This window comes from Bradyrhizobium sp. AZCC 2289 (genome assembly GCF_036924615.1).
Lineage (GTDB): Bacteria > Pseudomonadota > Alphaproteobacteria > Rhizobiales > Xanthobacteraceae > Bradyrhizobium.
This window is the reverse complement of sequence record NZ_JAZHRY010000001.1, coordinates 1,774,507-1,791,494: the sequence shown is the minus strand read 5'-3', so window position 1 is coordinate 1,791,494 and position 16,988 is coordinate 1,774,507. Positions and strand designations below refer to the sequence as shown.

Here is a 16,988-nt window from a genome sequence, read left to right as displayed (position 1 = left end):
GACGACGATGGAGGATCGGTCTTCGCGGCGCAGGCGAACACTGGTGACCCCAAATGGCCCCGTTCGAGGCCTGTCCGCTAATCAGATCGCATGCGCGCTGATATCCATGATGGCCCGGAGCAACACAGCTCCAAGCAACGGCCGGATACATTGATGCAAGACCGTATCTACCGGATCGACGAAAACCTCTTGCACCGCATGGCCGGACCATACATTGGGTCAAAACGCGACGTCGCGGGGAGGGCAGCTTTTGGCGCAAAGCGGCCATTCGTGGTCTGGGCCGAACCGGCGCACGCTCTAGGGTTGCGAGCTTCTTTACGATCGACACGTCGAATGCACCACCAGCACCGTCTTCAATGATGCTCACCTTGCACAAAATCGGGCACATGCCACGTGGAATCGGGAATGATGGTCGACCGCATGACCGCGATCGTTTGGAGCGATGCAGCGAGCGGCAGGTCTCCGAAAGCGAGTTGGCACATGACGTATGTCACACCAGCCTCAACGACCTGTCTCTTGAGCGTTTCCCGCACCGTGGAAGGTGATCCGACCAGGCAAAAACCGTCGTCCAAAGCTTGCTCGAACGACTTCGGCAGATTCGGCGGAGCGGGCAAATTGCGAGTGCGCGACAGGAAGGTGAATGTACTGAGCCAGCGCGCATAGGCTGGAGCGGCCAGAGCACGCGCCTCAGCGTCGGACCCGGCAATCACCACAATGCGAACCATGCCAAGCAGCGGCATATCTTGCGTTGGTCGCGTTTTCCAGTGTGCCCGATAAGCGTCCGTAATTGCTCGAATCGCGATGCTCTTTCCGACACAAGCAATATTGATCGAGTTCTCCGCAGCCCATCGGGCTGTCTCAGGCTTCGTCGTCCCGTACCAAAGCGGTGGATAGGGCTTTTGGATGGGTGAGAGCGTGATCGGTACGTCAGTGAAGCTGAAATGGCGGCCGCTGTACGTAAGGGTATCGGTTTCCATGGCCTTGATAACAATCTCAGCCGCCTCGCTGTAACGGTCCTGTGCCTCCGCGGCTGAAACGCCGAAGAAGGAAAGCTCAAGCGGGACGGCGCCGCGGCCAATACCAAGATCGAGTCGGCCCCCGCTCAGCTGGTCAAGCATGCAGATTTCTTCGAAAGCGCGCAGGGGGTGATATAGATTCAACAACATCACCAACGGTCCGAGCCTCAGCTTTCTGGTGCGTTGCGCCACTGCGGACAAGAACAAGTTGGGCGACGCCGCCAGACCATGTGGCGTCCCATGATGCTCTGCGACGTGGTAGGCGCGAAAACCTGCCTCATCGCACGCCGAGGCGATTTCCAATCGGTCGCTGTACTGCTGGCGAAGGCTCCCGCCCGCATGATCTAAATGATCAAAAATGCCAAAGCTCAGGGTGGGCAACATTTGTTGGGTCTGCATTGCAATTCCTCTTCACGTTTCATGACCGGGCAGGACGATGCCTGATCATCTTCCGCGGTAGGTAGGCAAAGCTCCTTGAGCAATTGCTCATAGACCGCGACGTCTCGTTGATGCTCGGCACGCATGGCTTCGGACCAGCGCCGGAACATGGAAGCCGGCATTCCGCCTGGCGCTCGTTTTACCGCGAAGGCCGCGGCGCCGATGAATTGCATCCGATAGCGTCCCACTCTGGCGCGAAGGGCGGCCGGACGAAGCGCTGGTCTTTCGGCAGAGCGGCGATAGCGGCGCGATCCTTGTCATCAAGCTGGGTGCCAAGCGCGTCAAGATTGGCCTTCTGGCTTTCGAAACGGGCGGCCTTCGGAATCACGATGACACCCGTCTGGTCGAGGAGCCAGGCAACGGCCATCTGAGCGGCACTACAACCGTGCTTGTGGCCGAGGAAGGCGAGCGTGGGATCACTTGCCGCCCGCCCTTGCGCGAGGGGCGCATAGGCTGTCAGCGGAATCCCCTTGCCGCGCAGATAGGCGAGCATCGGCGCCTGCGACAGGAACGGGTGGTATTCGACCTGGAGGCTGGCAATCGGCGCGCCGATCTCCTCCACCGCGCGACGGATCATCGGCAGGTTGAAGTTGCACACGCCGATCGCGCGCGTCAGGCCGCGCTCCCGCAGCGACATCAACGCTTCCAGCGTCGCTGCCATGTCCATGTCTCGTGACGGCCAATGGATCATATAGAGATCGACCTGGTCGAGCCCCAGCTTCCGCAGACTGGTGTCGAAGGCGCGGTAGAGCGCATCCGGCGCAAGCTGGTCATGCCAGACCTTGGTGGTGATAAAGAGCTCGTTCCGGTTCACGCCGGACGCCGCGATGGCCGCGCCGACGGCGGTTTCGTTGTCGTACATCGCGGCGGTGTCGATATGTCGGTAGCCGAGCGCGATCGCACTCTCGACGACCGGCTGGGCGTCGGCTCCCGGCATCCGGAAGGTGCCGAAGCCGAGGCGAGGCATAGCAACACCCTGTGTCATGATCGTCTCCATGATGTTTTCCTTTCTCGGATTTCCTGCCGGCGGGTCGGTGCGGTCACCCTTTTGCGCTGCCGGCAGGCGGCAAGCCATCACAAGGGCGGCGGCGTCAGACGGATGCTTTGGCCTGGCTCGCCCTGACGAGTTCGGCGATGACGCTTTCGAGTGCCGTAGTGCCCTTCACCGCCGACCGGCCGTGCTCGCTGAAGTCGATCCAGCCCTCATTGAAGCCGTCGAGCATCCGGATCCGAGGCAATGGATTTCGCGTTCCCTGAGAGCGGAAAATCTGCTCCCAGCTCTCGCGCGGCACCGTCTCGACCCGGACGGGGCTCTTCAGCACCGTGGCGAAGGCCCGGGCGAGATCGTTCGGCGATATGCGTGCGGGCCCCTCCAGTTCGACGACCCGCGTCCCGCTCCAGTCCTCGCGGAGAAGCGCGGCGGCCAGGCGCCCGACATCCTGCGTCGCGACCGTCGGGAACAGCTTGTCGGCCGGCTGCAGGAAGCTGCGCAGCACGCCTTCGTCGCGCGCCGAGGGAATGTCCCAGAGCGCATTCTCCATGAACCAGCCGGGCCTCAGGAAGGTGACCGGAAGGCCGATCTCCTGCAGCGACTGTTCCATCAGCGTGCGCTGGGTCAGCAGGTTCTCGTGCGGCGCATCCGCGCCGATGGTCGACAAGCAGACCACCTTGCCGGGACGAGCCTCAACCAAAGCCGACGTTACGGCGGCGATGACGTGCCTGGCCTCGGGAAAGCCGGGCTCCGGATCGAACTCGGAGGGCGGCAGGATGAATACGCCCGCGGCACCCCTGAAGGCTGAAGTCAGGCTTGCCGCGTCGTCCATCTCGGCCAGGGCGACGTCGCAGCCCCGAGTTCTCCACTCCGCCGCCTTGACCTCGTCGCGCAGAACGGCGCGGACGGGCAGTCTTTCGGCGAGAAGGGCGCGCGCAAGCGCGCCGCCGACCTTGCCAGTGATTCCGGTGATTGCGTACATGATGGTTCTCCAGAAGGTTGATGTCGATCGCGCAGGGCTCAGGCGAGCCCGGCATAGAGGCCGCGCTCGAACTCGCCGTAGAGCGCGACGACCCGCTCGTCGAAGAAGGGCAGGATCTGGGTGAAGAGCGCGCCGGTGACGTGCTTCACCGGGTCGAGCCAGAAGTAGCAGTTGAGCAGGCCCGCCCAGGAGATGCTGCCGGCGGAGCGCCCGTTTGGTCCCGGCTGCATGTTGATGTCGAAGGACAGGCCCCATTTATGCGGCTGTCCCGGGAACTGGTCGAAGCTGCGGGAATAGGGCGGCTGCGCCGAGCGCATCTCCTGGACGTTTAGCTCGCCGATCTGGTTCTGCATCATCATGGCAACCGTCTCCGGACGCAGGATTCGGACGCCATGCAGCGCGCCGCCGTTCAGCAGCGCCTGCAGGAACGCCATGTAGTCCCGCGGCGTGCTGAAGGCGCCGCCGCCGCCCATGAAGAACTCCGGCCGTTGCGGCATCTCGAAGGGCGCCGGATCCAGCCCGCCATCGGCGCGGCGGTTGTGGAAAGTGGCTACGCGCCGCTTCTGCTCGGTCCCGATCAGAAACCCCGAATCCTTCATGCCGAGCGGCGCGAAGATGTTCTCGCGGAAGTAGATCTCGAGCGACTGGTCGGACAGCGCCTCGACCAGCTTGCCGACCCAGTCCATGCTGATGCCGTATTCCCACCGCTCGCCAGGCTCGAACTCGAGCGGAGCCGTGAAGGCGGCGTTCTTGCAGGTCGCGATGTCGGGCATGCCCGTCACCTTCTCGTAGCGGGTCAGAGCCTCGCTCCAGATCGAGTAGGTGTAGCCGGAGGTATGCGTCAGCAGATGGCGCACCTTGATCGCGCCCTTGGCCGGCCGCAGTCGCGGCGTTCCATCCTCGCCGAATCCTTCGAGGACCTGCGGCGAGGCCAGCTCAGGCAGGTACTTCGCCGCGTCGTCGTCCAGATGCAGGCGGCCCTGCTCGATCAGTTGCATGCAGGCTGTTGCCGTGAAGGCTTTGGTCATCGACAGGAGCCAGAACACCGTGTCCACTGTCATCGGCGCGCCGGTCGCAACATTCGCCTTGCCGAAGGCGCCCTCGTAGACAACGCCCTTCGGCGTGGCCGCCATGGCGACGACACCGGCAACGTCGTTCTTTGAGACGCCTCCCCGCAAGGCGGCGTCGATCGCCTTGAATCTTACTGACGAGGCGGCCGGCGTTGTCCCGGCCAGGGTGGGGCTGACCGCATCGAGAGCCAGAATGGCCCCCAGCATTCCCCCGCGCTGAAGCATCGTTCTGCGTGTGAGGTGGTTCATGGCTAACTCCTTTCCGGATCGAAGGAAATCCGATTTGCTCGGCCGCTCACCGCCGATGTTGCTAAGACGTCACCCTTGTAAGCCGTGCCATGACGTGATTCACGCTCATTAGAATCAATGCTACAGTGACTCAGATTCACTGCTTATCCGCCTCGGAGTGAGGCGCCGGCGGAGACCTGCAGAGGCGAAGGGAGATCGAATGGTTTTCGACACGCGGCTTCTGACCGGCGTCGGTGTCCTGACAGCGGTTACGGAGGCTGGGAATTTCGCCCGCGCCGCGGAGATGCTCGGCCTGACGCCGTCAGCGGTGAGCCGCGCCGTCGCGCGTCTGGAGGCGCGGGTCGGCGTGCGGCTTTTCGATCGCAATCCACGCGAAGTCAGCCTCACCGAGGAAGGCCGCCGCTTCCATGCGCAGGTGATGCCGCTTCTCGCTGGCCTGGATGAGGCGACCGCCGAGGTCGCGGGGGCGGCGGCGGTCGTGCGCGGCCGCCTGCGCGTATCGGTGGACCCGTGGTTCGCGCGTACGGTGCTTGCGTCGAAGCTCCAGCAGTTTCTGGTCCGCTATCCTCTGCTGTCGGTCGATTTCTCCACCAGCAACTATCGCCAGGAGATGATGACCGGCGTCGACGTGGCGGTGCGCTTCGGTCCCCCCGATGAGTCATCCCTCATCGTGCGCAAGCTGCTGGAGACCCGCATCCTGACGGTCGCCGCTCCGGCCTATCTCGAAAAACACGGCGAGCCGCGATCACCGCACGACCTCGTCCATCACGAGGCGCTTCTCTTCCGTGATCCTCAGACTGGCCTTCCTTTTCCATGGGAGTTTCACCGAGGCGGGGAGATCGTCGAGGTCAAGGTCTCCAGTCGCCTGGTGTTGGATGATCCTTCCGTCGCGGTAACAGCCTGCGTGGCGGGTCAAGGCATTTTCCAGAGCCTCGCGATCGGCTTGGCGCCTTTACTATCGCGAGGCGAGCTTGTTCAGATCCTGCCGGAATGGTCGGAAGAACTCTATCCGCTCTATGCCTATCATCCCTCGCGCCACCTCCCGCCGGCAAAGGTCCGAGCGCTTCTGGATTTCATCCAGGAGATTGCGGTCTCGACATAATTGGCGCTCGGTCAGAATCGGACTGAAGTACGCGTCGGGATCGAGAAGGCTGTCCGGAGTGTTGGGCCAGGCGTCTGGAGCGGCCATTCGGGCGAGACACGATGTGCAGGTACGTGGGCCGCGCAGAGAAATTGACCACCCGCGCCATCCGACATATCGAATCCGAATATGCATGATGGACGAAGTGATGGTTAGCCGGCCCAAAGCGACAATGACTGAACGACCACTTTTGGCGCAAAGCTGCCGCTCACGGGCATGTCCGTCTTGTCGGTGCCGGCTCAACCGGAGTACGCAACATAGGCGTTAAATCTTTCTGCTGGGGTTCAAATGTAAGGCCTCAAGGTTCTTCCCCAAAGCTTCCGCCAAGTCGGTTGCCGAGTTCGAGACGTTCGTGTCGGTTGCTTGTTTTGCGGCCTGGGTTTGCTGATGTCGCTGAGCGTCCAGCAGTACACGATTGGAAATTCGCGACGCGTGTTGAATGGTTGAACGGACACTAGGATTCCAGCCCAGACTCGCGTCGCCGATCAAAAACCGTTGGCCTGCAGCGCTTTCTGTGGAGCCACGGCGGTCCGTGTCGGCGCACTGTGGACCATCGCTGTGGACCATTCAAGTCGCCGCGGGATAACTGGCACAGCGACGCCCTGGGTGGCTAGGGCCTGGGCTGGCGCCACGAGACTCCATCTTGCCGAACCTGGTAGATGACCGGCAGGGCGGCCTGACGGCCCCGGTCGGTCGTGGCCCCGGGGGTGTGTAGCCGGGCGGTAGCGGAGCCGCTCGCGAGCGCGCCCGCAATGCCAGACGTTGGGTCCGGAATACAGGTTCTCGATGGCGGTTAAGGGCGTCGCTCGCTCATTCCATTGATGTTCCTTTCGATCAGAAGCCAACACCAGCGGCTTCGAATTTGTGGGGCTTATGCCCGCACGCGCGTCGTCTTCAAGGCCGCTCGTTTCGGTCGCCTTCGGCTCCCTGCCAACTCCGCGCCGCTTCGCGGTGCCCTGCGGGCCACCTTTGAAACGCGCCGCTTTTCCGCGCGGGCCTTTGTGCCCCACGAAGGCAAGGTGCATGGCTTTCAAACCAAGACGAAAGGCACATCACATGAGCAAGACAACCAACCCCCCGAGCCACCGGGTTTACGCCGTGACCAAAAACGGTGAGCGCAGTTTCTGGCAGCCGATAGGCGCTGCCTGGGTCCACAGCGACGGTTGGGGTTTCAACGTGAAGCTCGATTAGGCCCGAACTCGTAAATCCAAAAGCGTTGGCGGACGTCCGCTTTGGCTCGCATAGCGGACTCAACTCGGACATCGCGGCATGTCCGGGATGTGCCATGTGTGGACGGCTCCGAGTTGGCAAGAGGCTTTCTTCACGTATGCAGCATTGGTCGGTGCAGCCATGTGTTCGGCCTGTAGGTGCGGTTCACATGACCGCTGGCCATAATGCCCTCCGCGGATCAGGTCCCGGTCAACAACCCGCATTCGACAATGCGATGGCACAAGTGGGGTGTCCTGACCGCCGGATCGACCGGCTCTGCATTACGTGCTGTTCGCCCTCCCAACCTTCACATCACGCCGGCTGTCCGGCGCGATCTCGTTTACGCCGCCAGCGCGGCGGGTTGCTTGTAACGCTCGCCCTTGGCCATCATGGCCCAGGCCATCCGCGCAATCTTGTTGGCAAGCGCGATGGCGGCGACCTTGGTCGGGCGCCGCCCCAACAATGCCGTGAGCCAGGGCCGATGCTGGGTGCCGTGGATCTTGGCGTAGCGGATGACGGCGAGTGCGCCGGCCACGAACAGGCTGCGTAGATAGCGGTCGCCCTGTTTACTGATGCTGCCGAGCCGGTCCTTGCCCCCACTCGAGTGCTGCTTCGGAACGAGCCCAATCCAGGCCGAGAAGTTACGACCTGACCGAAAGGTCCTGGGGTCAGCAACACTCGCGACCAGGGCGGTCGCCAGCATCGGGCCGACCCCGGGAATGTAATGCAGGCGCTTGCTCGTTTGGTTGGATCGGTGCCAGGCCATGATCATCCGATCGAACTCCACAATCTGTTGCTTGAGGCGGAGCAGTTGAGTGCCGAGCGCGGCAAGACACGCACGGGCCACCTCAGGCACCCGTTTGTCGCTTGGGTCGGCAACAACATGCAGCAGTTCCGTGACCCCTCTACGCCCGACCGGCGCGACAATGCCGAACTCGGCAAGGTGCGCTCGGATCGAATTAATCACCGCGGTCTGCTGGCGGATGAACAGATGGCGGGTGCGGTGAAGCATCAAGCAGCTCTGCTGCTCAGGCGTCTTGGTTGGCACGAACCGCATGTTGGCTCTGGTGACCGCTTCGCAGATCGCCTCGGCGTCAGCAGCATCGTTCTTCTGCCGTTTGACGTAGGGCTTCACGTAAGCCGGCGGCATCAATCGAACGGTATGGCCAAGTGCCTGGAGTTCGCGCGACCAATAGTGGGACGAGGCGCAAGCTTCCATGCCAACCAGGCAGGGTGGCAGTTTCTGGAAAAACGCCAGGACGGAGCGCCGCTTCAACTGGCGGCGGATGGCCACCTCGCCAGCGGCATCAACGCCGTGAACCTGGAACACCGACTTGGCGAGGTCGAGGCCGATTGTCGTGATCGTCTGCATGGGTAGCTCCTCTGAATCGTGGGGCCTTTAACAGCGCCCGCATTCATGGCACTTGCGTGCCGGTGGAGGAGCCGTCCACAGCATCAACAAGAGACTCATGCACCGCAGCAATGGCGGCTTTCATTCGATCGCCCCGGGCACGTGCGATGATTGTGGTAGACACGTCGAGGCGACCGAAGCCCAAGGGAAGGCCACCAGTCACACGGCTCGTTCAAGCCGTGTGTCAATTTCTTCCCTTAGCAAGATGAAATCGATGGGCTTGGTCAACAAGCCTTCCGCACCACTTTCGATCGCCTTGCGTTTGGTTTCGGGATCGCCGTAAGCGGTAATCATGATAACGGGCACGTCAGGCCGCAACGCTTTAACTTTGGGCAGCATTTCGAGGCCGGTCATCCCGGGCATGTTGATGTCCGAAAGGATCAGTATCAGCGACTGTTCAATCGTGTTTGCAATGCGCGCCAGCGCGTCCGCCGCTGAAATGGCAAAATCCATTACAAAACGTTGCGCGCGCAAATCCCGCCGGAACTGCTGGCGGAACAGCGCCTCGACGTCGGGCTCGTCATCGACCACAAGAACCAATACGCTCACGTCTGACCTCTGATTTTGTTTGAAAAATTGCTCGTCCGCGGCAAAACGATCGTGAATTCCGTAAAATCTCCGGGTTCCGTCTCGACCTCGATCCTGCCGCCGTGTTGTTTCACGATAATGTCGTGGCTCATCGAGAGGCCAAGCCCGGTCCCTTCGCCCGCGGGTTTCGTCGTAAAGAACGGGTTGAACATCTTTTCCTTCACATCGGCCGGGATGCCGGTGCCGTTGTCGCGAATCCGGATTTCCACCCTGTCGCCCAGATTTCTCGTGGTTGCACTGACAACCGGCTCAAAACCCGAGTTGCCGATCTCCGTCTTGCGCTTGGTTACGGCGTAGAATCCATTCGAGATCAGATTGAGGAATACGCGGGTGATCTCCTGCGGAAACAACTCGATCATACCCGCCATCTCGTCGAAGTTCCGTTGCAGGGTAACGTTGAACTGCGGCTTCTCGGCCCGCGCGCCATGATAGGCAAGATTGAGGCTCTCATCCAGGAGTGCATTGATATCGGCGGGCCGATGCTCGCCGGTCCCTTCGCGCGAATGCAGCAGCATGTTCTTGACGATGGAATCGGCCCGCTTCCCGTGCTGCACGACTTTGTCGAGATTGTCCTTCAAAAGGCCAGTCAATTCATCGACTTCCTCGCGGATCTTATCGCTGAGTGTAGCCGATTTGAGCGCCTCATTAAGTTCGTCGGTCAATTCCGCTGAAAGTGCTGAGAAGTTATTGACGAAGTTGAGCGGGTTCTTGATTTCGTGCGCGATGCCGGCCGTGAGCTGGCCGAGCGAGGCCAGCTTCTCGGTTTGAACCAGGCGGTCCTGCGCGGTGCGCAAGTCGTCGAGCGAAGCGGCGAGTTCTTTGGTTCGCGCCTGCACCTCGTCGAACAGGCGGACGTTCTCGATAGCGATCACCGCCTGGTCGGCGAAGGTGGTCACAAGTTCGATCTGCCGGTCGGTGAACGGGCCCGGCGTGGTCCGCGACAGCGCCATGGCTCCGATCGGCTGCGCTTGCCGCATCAGGGGGACGGCCAACATCGCGCGAAACCCAGTAAGTTCCTGCCACGAATTGTTGCTGAATTCCGGGTCGATCAATACGTCGGGTACGTGCGCGGTTTGGCCGTCGAGCACGGCCCGACCGCTCATCGTGCCCCGATGCGGTGCCGCGGCGAGCGACTTTCTGAACTCGAACTTATCGGAATGTGGGCCGAAATAGGAAAGCGGCTTCAGAACACCGCCCTCTAAAAGCAGCAGCATACCCTGATCTGCGCTGCAGAGCGTCGAGGCCGAGGCGACAAGCGTGTCGAGCACGGTCTGCAGATCGAACGCCGAGCGGCTGATGACCTTGAGCACGTCGGCAGTCGCGGTTTGCTGTTGCAGAGACTCCGTGAGGTCACGAGTTCGCGCCTGCACCTCGTCGAACAGGCGGACGTTCTCGATAGCGATCACCGCCTGGTCGGCGAAGGTTTGGATCAGATCGATCTGCCTCTGCGAAAATGCGCCGACGTGATTGCGGCAAAGAGCAAATACGCCGACACCTCGACCTTCTCTCATCAAGGGCACTATCAGGATCGCCCTGAAACCGATGGCCTGCTGGAACGTTCGCACTCGAGAGGTTGTATCGCTCGCAAAGTCCGGAATATTCGCGACGGTCCCGCTCAGGACGGAACGGCCCATATAGCTTTGATCATCGATCTCGACCCTGGTCTGCCTTAAGAAGTCAGCCATTTTCACGTCAAAAATATCGGAAATGCCGCGGAGAGTCAGAAAATTACCGTCCCGAAGAAACAAGGCGCTCAAATCGGCTGCGCACAACTCTGATGCCGAGCGCGCGAGCGTGTTCATGACGGTTTCGAGATCAAACGCCGAGCGGCTGATGACCTTGAGCACGTCCGCGGTCGCTGTCTGTTGCTGAAGCGCCTCGCTGAGGTCGCGGGTTTTCGCCTGTACCTCGTCGAACAGCCGCGCATTTTCGATTGCGATCACCGCTTGATCGGCGAAGGTCTCAAGCAGCTGAACGTGGTGCGCAGGAAACGTACCGGTCTGTATCCGCGTGACGCTCAGGATGCCAATCGGCGCCCCGCTGTTCATCAACGGCGTAAACACCATGCTGCGATAACCACGCAAGCGGGCTAGTTGCCTGTTCAGGGGCGGCACATTTTCCGCTTCCGTATCGGCAAACTGCACGGTTTCGCCGCCCCGAACCAGCGCGAAAGGCGGAAACTCGGAAAGCGGCCTGGGAAACGATGCCTTCATCGCTTCGTCCGCTGCTGCATTCGTCGGTGTCAATGCGACTAGATGGAGCGCGTCGCCAATAAAGAGCATTACTGTGGCTGTAAAGCCCCCGATCAGCCTTTTGGCGCTCGCCGCAATCGCTTCGAACACGGGCTGCACGTCCGACGGCGACCCGGCGATAACCTTCAGAATGTCGGCAGTTGCGGTTTGTCGCTCCAGCGCCTCTTTGGTCTCGTTGAACAGCCGCGCGTTTTCGATGGCGATCACGGCCTGGTCGGCGAAACCTTGCTGAAGTGCAAGCTCCTCGGCCGTGAAAGGTTCGGGGCGGTCGCGATGCACGATGAGAACGCCGATCGCCTTGCCCTCGCGCCTTAGCGGTGTGCCGGCCATCGCGCGGGTGCCCGCCGCGCGCGCGGGCGGAATACCGGGCCAGTCGGCGATTGCGGGATCGGGATTGTCGAGGTCGCGAATGTGGACCTGCCGGTTTTCGCCTAACACCGTGCTCGGCAGGTTGCGCGCGCCAAGCCGCAGTCGCGCCGCAGAAACCTCCGCGGCGATACGTTCCGAGCCGGCACCGACGTTGATCGACTGGCCCCATTCGTCACCCCGGGCGATACGAATCGTGACGCTGGAAGCGCCGAACAGGCGCGCGGTGGTCTCGGCAACCTTTTGCAACGCACGCTCGGCATCGCCCGGCGCACCGGCGATGGTGCTCAGGATTTCGGCGCTGCAGGCCTGGCGATCCCGGGCGGCGCGCAACTCGGCCAGCAGCCGGGCGTTTTCCTGCCTGAGATCGGCCACCACGTCCTGGGGAAGCCCGGTCATTCACTCAAATCCATTTTGCCTTGCGCCTGGCGGCACCGGGCTCAAATAACAGAGATACCCGTCTGGGTTGCTAATTCATATGACGGACTGACTTGCAATGCCACTCGTCCGTCCAACGGCCAGTATCTGATTATTCCACCCCGGACGCTGCTCGGCCAGCGGCATCAGGCCCCTTTGGCCGCGATCGCCGAAGGCGCGCCGCCCGTAGTCACAAGCACGGCCACAGACCGGCGGACCAAGTCAGCCGCCAATTCCGGCAACCGATCCAACCGGCCATCCGCGAACCGGTAGTCGATAGAAAGGTTCTTGCCTTCGGAAAAGCCGGCTTCCTCCAACCCTTTTCCGAACGCGGCGATCAACCTCGCCAAATCCCTTGCCGACCGAGTGCTGAGAAATCCGATCACCGGCATCGGCGCCTGCTGCGCACGCGCCGCGAACGGCACGCTCGCCGCCGCGCCGCCGAGTAGCGTAATGAGCTCCCGCCGCTTCATTCGATCACCTCGTCGGCACGTGCAAGCAGCGTCGGCGGTACGTCGAGCCCAATGGCCTTGGCGGCTTTCAGATTCACAGCGAGCTCAAATTTTACGGTCGCCTGCACCGGCAGATCGGCAGGTCTGGTGCCCTTCAGGATACGGTCGATATACGAGGCAGCCTGGCGAAATTGATCGACGGTATCGCTGCCATAGGAGAGCAAGGGATACACCGCCGGGAGGCGATACCGGTTGGCCAGCTCAAAAATCATTTGCTGGTGCTCCGTGGTGACTGCATCGGGCGGCACCAGCAGGCCGGCGTCGGGAGTGTTGGCGAACGTCTCGATGCTGCGCGAAATGTCGTCACGGCTCCGGACGGCGCCCGGGATGAGTTCGACACCGGCAACGGGCGCCGCCGCTTGGAGAGCCTGAAAATATCCGGTCCACCGGGCGGTGTTTCCTGGACTGAGCAGGACAAGGAGGCGCGCAACCCGAGGGGCCATCTCCTTAAGAACTTCGAGCCATTTCCCACTCATGGTGTATTCAGCGTCTGTGAAGCCGGTCATGTTACCGTCCGGGCGGGCCAAGGTTGCGACGAAGCCGCCGCCGACGGGATCCGCTACTTGCACGAAGACGACCGGCAGAGAGCGTGTCACCTGCTGCATCGACTGTGCCCCTAGTACACCCTGGGCCAGGATCACATCTGGGTTGGACTGCAACAGATCAGCAGCATGACGTTCAATACGTTTGATATCGCCGTCACCGAATCGATAATCGATCTGGACATTCTTGCCTTCGATCCAGCCGAGGCTTTGCAATCCCTCTTGCAGGGTCTTCTTTCGGGCGGCGGCTACCGGAACCTTCTCACCACTTCCGGTCCACCCCGATAAGCGGACATGCCCAGAGTTCGTCGGCATGTCTCAAAGGTGCCATGTGTGGACGGCTCCGGGTTGGCAAGGACTTTCTTCACGTTTGCAGCATTGGTCGGTGCAGCCATGTGTTCGGCCTGTAGGTGCGGTTCACATGACCGCTGGCCATAATGCCCTCCGCGGATCAGGTCCCGGTCAAAAGCTCGCATAGTCAGCGGGCGATCGGGATCGAATACGTCAAAGACGGAAGGTCCATCAGGCGAAGGTGACGCATGAAGTCGTCTTGACGGCCGGGGCGTTCGCCACGCCCAAGCTCCTGATGCTTTCAGGGATCGGACCTGCCGATCACCTGGCCCAGTTCGATATCCCAGTCGTCGCCGACCTGCCCGGCGTCGGCCAGAATCTGCAAGATCACAACGAAGTCTTTCTGTCGCTTTCGACGAAGGGCCCATTTGGTTATTTCGGCGAGGACGCAGGGATCAAGCTGATCCGGAACGTCATTCAGTATTTCGCTTTTGGCACAGGCCCTATCGCTTCCACGGGATCCGAGACGATGGCGTTCGTCAATTTGGACGATCCCGCCGGGCCGCCCGATATCCAAATCTATTGCATTGGTCTGATGTGGCCAACACTGACGGTCAAGCCACGCAACGCCGTTACGCTTCTGGCCAATTTGGTTCGCCCGCTTTCCTACGGGTCCGTCCGCTTGAAGTCGGCGCTTCCAGAGGATGACGCTGAGGTCGATCCGAATTGGATGAGCGATCCGGAGGACACGCGGCGCCTATTGAAGGCGCTAAAGTATCTCCGGACGATCGTCGCAACAGCACCGTTCATTGACATCGTGGAAGAAGAGCTTTCGCCGGGACAGGCAATAACGGACGACGCGGAGCTCGTCGAATACATGAAAGCGACGACGCAGAGCAACTTTCACCCGGTCGGCACCTGCCGAATGGGCAGGGCGGAAGACCCCACGACCGTGGTCACGCCCGACTTGCGGGTCAAGGGGATAGACGGCCTTCGGGTTATGGACGCCTCCATTATGCCCAGGATCATCAGCGCCAACACGAACGCCACCGTCATGGCGGTCGCCGACAAGGGCGTCGATCTTCTGACTGGGACCTACACAGGGCGCGTTGCCGCCGCGCAGTAAACCTGCCCGGCCATTGGGACCACGCCTTGTCCACGACGCGAAGCCCGTCGCCATCCTTCGGAATGGCGTGTACAGGACCTGAGCCACCAGGCTGCGGCGGCAAGCTCCTGAAGGTTGCGTCGGCTTCCAGCAGTTTGGACAGCTGGGGCGCAGCGAACTCGTGGGAGAGTGGCACCGTGAGCGGTTATGGAACGGCCGCTGTTGGCGCGAAGCGGCCGTTCGTGCGCAAGCAGCACTTCGTGACTGCCGTGAGTTGAGGGCCTATTAGTCTGGAATCAGGCTCGGGAGGGGGCCGGAAAAAGTCCCTGTCCCGGAATTCCTTCGGCATTCGGCTGGCAGCTAACCCTTGATGAAGGCGAGTAGGTCTGTGTTGATGGTGGCCGCTTCGGTCGTGGGCATGCCGTGCGGAAAGCCCTTATAGGTCTTCAGCGTCCCTTTCTTCAGGAGCTTGGCTGACAATGGCCCGGCGGCCACATAGGGAACGATCTGATCGTCCTCGCTATGCATCACCAGCACCGGCACGGCGATCCTCTTGAGGTCTTCGGTGAAATCGGTCTGCGAGAAAGCGACAATGCCGTCGTAATGCGCCTTGGCACCGCCCGTCATGCCCTGACGCCACCAATTCTGGATAACGGCCTCAGAAGATTTGGCGCCCGGCCGGTTGTAGCCATAGAACGGACCTGAGGCGACGTCGCGATAGAACTGCGAGCGATTGGCCGCGAGCTGTATCTGAAATCCGTCAAAGACTTCCTTGGGAAGGCCGTTGGGATTGGCCGGCGTCCTTACCATCAACGGCGGCACCGCGCAGAGAATGGCCGCCTTCGCCACCCGGCTCTCGCCATGCCGCGCCAGGTAATGCACCACTTCGCCGCCACCGGTGGAATGGCCGACGTGAATGGCCTTCTTCAGGTCAAGATGCGCTGTCACGGCAGCGAGATCGTCGGCATAATGATCCATATCGTGGCCTTCGCCGGTCTGGCTAGAGCGACCATGGCCGCGGCGGTCATGGGCGATGACGCGATAGCCGTGATTGAGGAAGAACAGCATCTGCGCGTCCCAGTCATCCGATGATAGCGGCCAGCCATGGCTGAACACGATGGGCTGACCGGAGCCCCAGTCCTTATAGTAAATCTCGACACCGTCTCTGGTCTTGATGGTCGTCATCATTAGCTCCTGTCGTACGTGCCTCGTTATCCGCTATGCCGTTACTTCTGCGCTTCAATCGTCGCGCGTGCTTTCGGTTGAACTCGTCCTCCAATGGGTGACAGGGCCGTTCTGCTCCGGCACGAAGTTCGCCATGTCGAGCAGTCTGACGAACGACATGGTGAAACAGGCGGCGTGAGCCGCCCCAAGCAATTCCTCCGGATTGGTGCCCGGCTTTTCACCGTAGCGGCTGAAGAACGTGTAGGGATAGGTTTCCAGCGCGTGGCTCTCGGTCGAGACCGAGCCCTTGCCTTCACGAAGGCCGCCCTTGTTCCAGGCGGCAGATCCAAAGTGTTTCATGGCTCCTTGCTCCTTTCGTGCTCTGCACGTGCTGGGCTCGTCAGGCTTGCTGTCCCGCGGCTTCGAGGATCAGCCGCGTGATTTCCTCGGGATGGGAAATCAGCGACAGATGGCTGGCCTTCACTTCGATGGTCTTGGCGTTCATCCGCTTGGCCATGAAGCGCTCAAGGTCCGGATTGATGGTGCGGTCTTCCGTTGAAACCGCATAGTAGCTCGGTTTCGATCGCCACGCCGCGTGCGTGGTCTTGCCTGTGAGCAGAGCCTTGTGGAATGGTTCCTGCACGGCATAGAGCACCCTGGCTTTCGCTTCGGGCAGGTCGCCGGCAAAATCGTGAAGGAAAGCCTGCTCGGAAAGGCGTCCTTCATCACCGTCGAAGACAATCCCGGCGGATGCCGGGGGCGTCGGATATGTCTTGGCCAACGCCGTGTAGTCCTCGCCTGCATCCGGTGCCCGCGCCGCCACATAGACAAGCGCCGACACGTTCGGATGCATGCCGGCCTCGGTTACGATCATTCCGGAGAAGGAATGCCCAACCAGGACCGTCGGACCATCCTGCCGCGCCAGCACGCGCTCGGCCGAGGCTACCGCGTCAGGCAGGGTTGTCAGCGGGTTTTGCACGGATGTGGCATTGAGCCCCGCTGCCTGCAATCGTGCAATCACCTCGGACCAGGATGACCCGTCGGCGAACAGCCCGTGCACAAGGACGATGTTTTTGGCCGTCGGCGCCGGCTGTGCAGCGGCGGCGGTGCCCTGGACAAGAGTGCCCGCTGCCCCCGCGGCCACCATGCTTACGAATGCGCGTCGATTCATTGGATACCTTGGCCGAAGATTGTCTTGGCTATTCATGGAAGTTCTCCTTTGCGTAAAATTAGAGTTGGCTACT

At 61.5% G+C, this 16,988-nt stretch carries 14 protein-coding genes; 2 read left to right on the top strand and 12 right to left on the bottom strand.

The features are described 5' to 3' along the window. Nucleotides 1-353 precede the first annotated feature (353 nt). The 4 genes from V1289_RS08765 to V1289_RS08750 all read right to left on the bottom strand — a co-directional run bounded on the left by V1289_RS08765 (nucleotide 354) and on the right by V1289_RS08750 (nucleotide 4,746). On the bottom strand, nucleotides 354-1,415 hold the full coding sequence (locus V1289_RS08765) for an LLM class flavin-dependent oxidoreductase (protein ID WP_334396577.1): 1,062 nt from the start codon (nucleotides 1,413-1,415) through the stop codon (nucleotides 354-356). Between the two features lie 178 nt (nucleotides 1,416-1,593). Further along, nucleotides 1,594-2,451: an aldo/keto reductase gene (locus V1289_RS08760; RefSeq protein WP_334396576.1), complete on the bottom strand. Its 858-nt coding sequence runs from the start codon at nucleotides 2,449-2,451 to the stop codon at nucleotides 1,594-1,596. Between the two features lie 94 nt (nucleotides 2,452-2,545). After that, nucleotides 2,546-3,427 (bottom strand): NmrA family NAD(P)-binding protein, encoded by an 882-nt coding sequence (locus V1289_RS08755; RefSeq protein ID WP_334396574.1) that lies wholly within the window; start codon nucleotides 3,425-3,427, stop codon nucleotides 2,546-2,548. A gap of 38 nt (nucleotides 3,428-3,465) precedes the next feature. Beyond that, on the bottom strand, nucleotides 3,466-4,746 hold the full coding sequence (locus V1289_RS08750) for a serine hydrolase domain-containing protein (protein WP_334396573.1): 1,281 nt from the start codon (nucleotides 4,744-4,746) through the stop codon (nucleotides 3,466-3,468). A 199-nt stretch (nucleotides 4,747-4,945) separates the two neighbouring features. Between V1289_RS08750 and V1289_RS08745 the strand changes: the two genes are divergently transcribed. Beyond that, nucleotides 4,946-5,848, top strand: a complete 903-nt coding sequence (locus V1289_RS08745; protein ID WP_334396572.1) for a LysR family transcriptional regulator — start codon at nucleotides 4,946-4,948, stop codon at nucleotides 5,846-5,848. Between the two features lie 1,588 nt (nucleotides 5,849-7,436). Here V1289_RS08745 and V1289_RS08740 read toward each other — a convergent pair. From V1289_RS08740 to V1289_RS08720, 5 genes are all read right to left on the bottom strand, one after another. Continuing rightward, on the bottom strand, nucleotides 7,437-8,468 hold the full coding sequence (locus V1289_RS08740) for an IS110 family transposase (RefSeq protein ID WP_334396571.1): 1,032 nt from the start codon (nucleotides 8,466-8,468) through the stop codon (nucleotides 7,437-7,439). Nucleotides 8,469-8,666: 198 nt separating this feature from the next. Further along, nucleotides 8,667-9,056 carry a response regulator gene (locus V1289_RS08735; protein ID WP_334396570.1) on the bottom strand — a complete coding sequence of 130 codons (390 nt, stop codon included), beginning with the start codon at nucleotides 9,054-9,056 and terminating at the stop codon, nucleotides 8,667-8,669. Then, complete coding sequence (locus tag V1289_RS08730) at nucleotides 9,053-12,112, bottom strand: GAF domain-containing protein (RefSeq protein ID WP_334396569.1); 3,060 nt, start codon at nucleotides 12,110-12,112, stop codon at nucleotides 9,053-9,055. The genes V1289_RS08735 and V1289_RS08730 overlap by 4 nt, the downstream gene beginning before the upstream one ends. Before the next feature lie 164 nt (nucleotides 12,113-12,276). Continuing rightward, the gene (locus V1289_RS08725; protein WP_334396568.1) at nucleotides 12,277-12,555 is read right to left on the bottom strand and encodes a hypothetical protein; all 279 of its coding nucleotides are present in this window, start codon (nucleotides 12,553-12,555) and stop codon (nucleotides 12,277-12,279) included. A gap of 44 nt (nucleotides 12,556-12,599) precedes the next feature. Further along, nucleotides 12,600-13,499, bottom strand: coding sequence for an ABC transporter substrate-binding protein (locus tag V1289_RS08720; RefSeq protein WP_334396567.1), 900 nt, complete (start codon nucleotides 13,497-13,499; stop codon nucleotides 12,600-12,602). A gap of 217 nt (nucleotides 13,500-13,716) precedes the next feature. On the opposite strand from V1289_RS08720, the gene V1289_RS08715 reads away from it, so the two are divergent. Further along, on the top strand, nucleotides 13,717-14,601 hold the full coding sequence (locus V1289_RS08715; protein ID WP_334396566.1) for a GMC family oxidoreductase: 885 nt from the start codon (nucleotides 13,717-13,719) through the stop codon (nucleotides 14,599-14,601). A 339-nt stretch (nucleotides 14,602-14,940) separates the two neighbouring features. Here the strand turns inward: V1289_RS08715 and V1289_RS08710 are convergent, their stop codons facing one another. Genes V1289_RS08710 through V1289_RS08700 form a run of 3 tightly spaced genes read right to left on the bottom strand, consistent with a single transcriptional unit; the run spans nucleotide 14,941 to nucleotide 16,915 of the window. After that, complete coding sequence (locus tag V1289_RS08710; protein WP_334396564.1) at nucleotides 14,941-15,765, bottom strand: alpha/beta fold hydrolase; 825 nt, start codon at nucleotides 15,763-15,765, stop codon at nucleotides 14,941-14,943. A 54-nt stretch (nucleotides 15,766-15,819) separates the two neighbouring features. Further along, nucleotides 15,820-16,104, bottom strand: a complete 285-nt coding sequence (locus tag V1289_RS08705) for a hypothetical protein (protein ID WP_442895973.1) — start codon at nucleotides 16,102-16,104, stop codon at nucleotides 15,820-15,822. A gap of 40 nt (nucleotides 16,105-16,144) precedes the next feature. Further along, nucleotides 16,145-16,915 (bottom strand): alpha/beta fold hydrolase, encoded by a 771-nt coding sequence (locus tag V1289_RS08700; RefSeq protein WP_334396563.1) that lies wholly within the window; start codon nucleotides 16,913-16,915, stop codon nucleotides 16,145-16,147. Nucleotides 16,916-16,988: the final 73 nt, after the last annotated feature.

What these genes read in the sequence shown, in the direction of transcription:
- V1289_RS08765 (WP_334396577.1), bottom strand. Translation starts at nt 1,415, where the DNA reads ATGCAGACCCAACAAATGTTGCCCACCCTGAGCTTTGGCATTTTTGAT.
- V1289_RS08720 (WP_334396567.1), bottom strand. Translation starts at nt 13,499, where the DNA reads ATGCCGACGAACTCTGGGCATGTCCGCTTATCGGGGTGGACCGGAAGT.
- V1289_RS08760 (WP_334396576.1), bottom strand. Translation starts at nt 2,451, where the DNA reads ATGGAGACGATCATGACACAGGGTGTTGCTATGCCTCGCCTCGGCTTC.
- V1289_RS08705 (WP_442895973.1), bottom strand. Translation starts at nt 16,104, where the DNA reads ATGAAACACTTTGGATCTGCCGCCTGGAACAAGGGCGGCCTTCGTGAA.
- V1289_RS08730 (WP_334396569.1), bottom strand. Translation starts at nt 12,112, where the DNA reads ATGACCGGGCTTCCCCAGGACGTGGTGGCCGATCTCAGGCAGGAAAAC.
- V1289_RS08710 (WP_334396564.1), bottom strand. Translation starts at nt 15,765, where the DNA reads ATGACGACCATCAAGACCAGAGACGGTGTCGAGATTTACTATAAGGAC.
- V1289_RS08745 (WP_334396572.1), top strand. Translation starts at nt 4,946, where the DNA reads ATGGTTTTCGACACGCGGCTTCTGACCGGCGTCGGTGTCCTGACAGCG.
- V1289_RS08750 (WP_334396573.1), bottom strand. Translation starts at nt 4,746, where the DNA reads ATGAACCACCTCACACGCAGAACGATGCTTCAGCGCGGGGGAATGCTG.
- V1289_RS08755 (WP_334396574.1), bottom strand. Translation starts at nt 3,427, where the DNA reads ATGTACGCAATCACCGGAATCACTGGCAAGGTCGGCGGCGCGCTTGCG.
- V1289_RS08700 (WP_334396563.1), bottom strand. Translation starts at nt 16,915, where the DNA reads ATGAATCGACGCGCATTCGTAAGCATGGTGGCCGCGGGGGCAGCGGGC.
- V1289_RS08740 (WP_334396571.1), bottom strand. Translation starts at nt 8,468, where the DNA reads ATGCAGACGATCACGACAATCGGCCTCGACCTCGCCAAGTCGGTGTTC.